This window comes from Actinomycetes bacterium, assembly GCA_036000965.1.
GTDB lineage: Bacteria > Actinomycetota > CALGFH01 > CALGFH01 > CALGFH01 > DASYUT01.
Window position 1 is genome coordinate 1 of sequence record DASYUT010000239.1, and the last position, 4,356, is coordinate 4,356.

At 70.6% G+C, this 4,356-nt stretch carries 1 protein-coding gene and 1 pseudogene; both read left to right on the top strand.

Annotated elements, in window-relative coordinates:
- The first annotated feature begins 779 nt into the window (after nt 1-779).
- A pseudogene (locus VG276_21245) lies at nt 780-1,256 on the top strand (SMP-30/gluconolactonase/LRE family protein).
- Between the two features lie 1,045 nt (nt 1,257-2,301).
- On the top strand, nt 2,302-4,356 hold a 2,055-nt coding region (gene mobF / locus VG276_21250; protein HEV8651850.1), incomplete at its 3' end, for a MobF family relaxase.

Here is a 4,356-nt window from a genome sequence, read left to right on the forward strand (position 1 = left end):
CTAGGCTCAACCTGGCGTTGAAGCTCAGAAGATGGGACTCCACGGTCCTCATCGGGCGTCACCGGCGGAAGCCGCTGCAGCGGGGTTGTGACAAGCTCGTCGAACGTCGTGGCATCTACGTCGACAAGGTCGATCCACGCCAAGCCGCCCTCGTTCGCGTCCGTGTCCTCCCAAGGAGGCAAATCCGCGACCAGGCCTTGAAGGCTTGTGCTCTTGCCTACACCCGGCTCACCGAGAAGGACCACTGCTCCGCTGGCTGCGACCGAGGCGACCGGTTCAAGACCGCCAGGAGAACCGATCCCCTCACCGGTGAGCCAATGAGGCTCGCTCAAGAATCCATCCGGGGTCGCCGACAGCGAGCCGTCCTGGGGGACACACCAGCGCTCAACAATCCGACCGAACAGAGGACGCATGCGCGGTCTACCAGGCGGCGGGGAACATGACGGCGGACTCCTTGTCGGAAAGCATGACTTGGCCATACGACCGAGAGCACGAGCCTGAGAGCCTAGCCCATCGCAGCCTTCGATTCTTCCAGCTCGACTGGGGGCGATGGCGCGGCCCAGGTCAACGTCGGCTTCACCGCCAAGGGCAAGGCCAAGAGCCAGGTGGCCAGGCAGCACGAGCGCCTGCCGGACGCCCCAGCCGCGAAGGAGGCGGGAGCATACTGGCGCGAGCGCCTGGCCGCGCTCAAGGCCATGCCGGAGGGCTGACCCACCCGGTACCCGGCGGCGGCCTCCAGGACCCTGCGGCGCCGCTTTGCAGGCGGCGAGTTCGCCACCGGCATCGTCGCCCTGGTCACCCCCGACGGTTCGGCTCGGCAGGCAGCCGATGGCGTCGCCTTCGCCAACGGAATGGCCGTGACGCCCGACAACCAGACGCTGATCCTCGCCGAGTCCTACGCCAACAGGCTCACGGCCTTCGACATCGCGGCTGACGGCGGCCTGGCGAACCGGCGGGTGTGGGCCGACCTCGACGGCGGCGTCCCCGACGGCATCTGTCTCGACGCCGAAACCGCCGTCTGGTATGGGGACGTCCCCAACCAGCGTTGCGTGCGCGTCCGCGAAGGCGGGGAGGTGCTGGCCACGATCGACCTTGACCGCGGCTGCTTCGCTTGCACGCTCGGGGGCGTGGACGACAGCACGCTGTTCCTGATGGCGGCCGAGTACGCAGGTGCGGCCAGCATGGCGGGCGACGCGCCACGAACGGGCCAGGTGCTCACCGTTGCGGCACCCGCACCGGGCGTCGGCTGGCCGTAGGAGCCGAGCTCGCCGGAGCTCCGGGTCCAACCGTAGCTGCCCGGGTCAACGGACAGCCCTTCGGCTGCTTCAGCGAGTTGCGGCAGATCAGCGCGCAGGCCAAGTACACCAACCCAAGCATGATGTCCGCGTGGCGCTCGTAGCGGACCTGCAGGCTCCTCAGGCCAGAACATCCCAGCACCCGAGCGATCGCCCGCTCGCTCACCAGCCTATGACGATCGGCGGCGTCGACGCACGAGGTTCGTTCAGCCACGCCTCGCAGCAACCCCGTCACGGATCTCGGCCAAGGTGGCGACCGTGGGCGCAACTCTTCTGAACTGCCGGGTATCCGAGCTCGAGAGCGCGGTTGCGTCATGGGGTCCGGCGCTCCGGATCCGGACCGTCATCCTGCTCTCTTTTGGATCGGATCTTTCGCGATCAAGCGGCAGCTCCCTCGCAGCTGGCACCATCCGAATGGAGAACCGGACGTGCATTCCATTTCAACGATTCCATCGAGCTTTGTCACTCGGCATGTGCGTCACAGCTCTTCAGCTGATCACCGCAGCAATGCCCACGGCCATTCCCAGCCTCGCCACCAGGACTATCCCGTCCTGTTTTCCACTGTTAGCAATGCTGCACCGTCTACGATTTGCTCACCGGTCCTGAAGGCACAATACGGCTGCACCTTCGGTGCCGGCCGGCGGCTCGGGCGGGCATGGAGGGTGCGGGGTGGTGCTGGCGGGCGCGGGGCTGAAGGCGGGCCAGGAGGACTACTGGATCCGCCAGATCGCCGAGTCCCGCTGCGAGTACCTGTCAGGCAAGGGCGAGACGCCAGGCCGCTGGTACGGCGCCCGCGCGGCCGCTGCGGGCCTTGAAGGCCTAGCCGCAGACGAGCAGCCACGCGATGTTCGAGGGCAAGGACCCGGTCACCGGCGAGTAGCTCGCCCAGCCCCGGTGGGTCGCCGACCCGCGCTCCAAGCTGCCCACCGGGCCGCTGGCCGAGCGCGTCCAGGCGCTGGCGGCCGAGCGGGGGATCACGGTCGAGGAGCTCGCGAGCAGTGCTGCCTTGGCCGGTGACCTACGTGCGGTGGTCGGCCGCCGAGACGTGAAGGTCGAGACGGTCGAGCGGGTGGCCCGGCGGGTCCTCGGGGTCGACCCGCGGGAGCTGTACGGCGACGCCTACGACCAGGCCACCAAGCATGCCGGGCGGCGGGTGGACGACCGCGACGCCTGCTTCGATCTGTGCCTCTCGGACGTGAAGTCGGGCAGCGTGTTCTACGCGGGTGCGGACGAGGGGGTGCGGCGCGAGTACGTGGCCGCACGCCAGACCGCGATCGAGGGCACCGTGCGGTGGCTCGAAGCGCACGCGGTCGGGGTGCGGCGCGGCCACGCAGGGTGCGAGCATCACGATGGTGCGGGGCTGCTGGCGAGCGGCTACGACCACCGCACCAGCCGGGAGGGGGATCCGCAGCTGCACACCCACCTGCTGGTGCAGAACCTCACCGAGGGCCCCGACGGGCGGGCGACCGCACTGGACTCCAAGCGGCTATGGGCGCACTTGATGACCGCCGAGCGGGTCTATCAGCAGCTGTGGCGTGCGGAGCTGACCCGCCGGCTGGGCGTGCGGTTCATCCAGGTGGCCGACCATGAGCAGCTAGAACTGGAGGGGTGGCACGACCAGGCACTGCGCGACGGGTTCTCTAAGCGCGCGGCGCAGGTGCGGGCGCAGTGCGACGCGTGGGGGGTCGATGACACCCGCACGGCACGCGAAGCCGCACGGGCGACCCGACGGCCGAAGGATCATGCGGAGCCCGATGCGGTGATCTATGACCACTGGCGCGCGGAGCTCGCCGGCCACGGAGTGACCGCACAGACGTATGCGGAGTGGCTCGGCCGCGCCCACGGTCGCGCGCTGACCGAGGCCGAGACGTCAGCAGTGTTGGAAGACCTCGCGGGCCCGGCGGGGCTGACCGCGCAGGCGTCGACATTCGCCCGCCGCGACGTGGTCGACCAGCTCGCCCGGCGGCTTCCAGTCGGCCGTTCCGCGGGGGAGATGCTCAGCCAGCTTGAGGCCCTGGCCGACCGGTTCCTTGCGGGGCGGGCGGTGGTGATCGCCCGGGACGAGCAGCTCGCCGAGGTGCGCTACTCGACCCCGGAGCTCCTCGCCGTCGAACAGCGCATGCTCGACGCCGCGACCAGCCGGGCAGACGCCGAGGTCGCGGTGGTCACTCCCGAGACCCTGCGGGCCACGCTGGCGGCGTTCCCCACGATCGAGGCCGACCAGGCCGCGGCGGTCACCGACCTGGTCCGCTCCGGGGACGGGGTGGCGTTGCTGATCGGCAAGGCCGGCTTCGGCAAGACCTTCGTCGCCGGCGCGGTCCGCCACGCCTACGAGCTGGACGGCTACCGGCTGCTGGGCGCCGCCCCCACCGGGCTGGCCGCCAGCGGGCTCGGCAATGAAGGCTTCGGGGACGTGCGCACGGTGGACCGGCTGCTGGCCGACCTCGACCAGCGCCGCGAGCACTTGGACGCCAAGACCGTGCTGCTGGTCGACGAGGCCGGCATGGTCGGCACCCGCACCCGCACCCTCGCCCGCCTGCTCGACCACGCCGCCCGCGGCCAGGCCAAGGTCATCCTGGTCGGCGACGACCGGCAGCTCGGCTCGATCGACGCCGGTGGGGGGTTCCGGGGGCTGCGGCTACGGCTCGGCGCCAGCGAGCTGACCGTCAACCGCCGCCAGCACGCCGCCTGGGAGCAGCAGGCCCTCGAGCTGGTCCGCGGCTTCCAAGTCGAGGAGGCGGTCGCGCTCTACCGGGAGCACGACCGGGTGGTGCTGGCCGAGACCCCCGCCGAGCTGACCCGGGGGCTGCTGGACGACTGGTGGCAGGCCCACCAGGCGGGGGAGGACGTGGTGATCCTGGCCCACCGCCGCCAGGACGTTCAGCGGTTCAACCGAGCCTGCCAGCAGCTCAGGGCCGACGCCGGCCAGCTCGGCCCCGACCGTCTTGAGGTCGCGGGGCGGAGTGTCGCGGTGGGGGATCGGGTGGTGTGCGGCAAGAACGCCCTCGCCCGCCTCGAGGTCGCCAACGGCACCCGCGGGACCGTCACCGCAATCGACCCC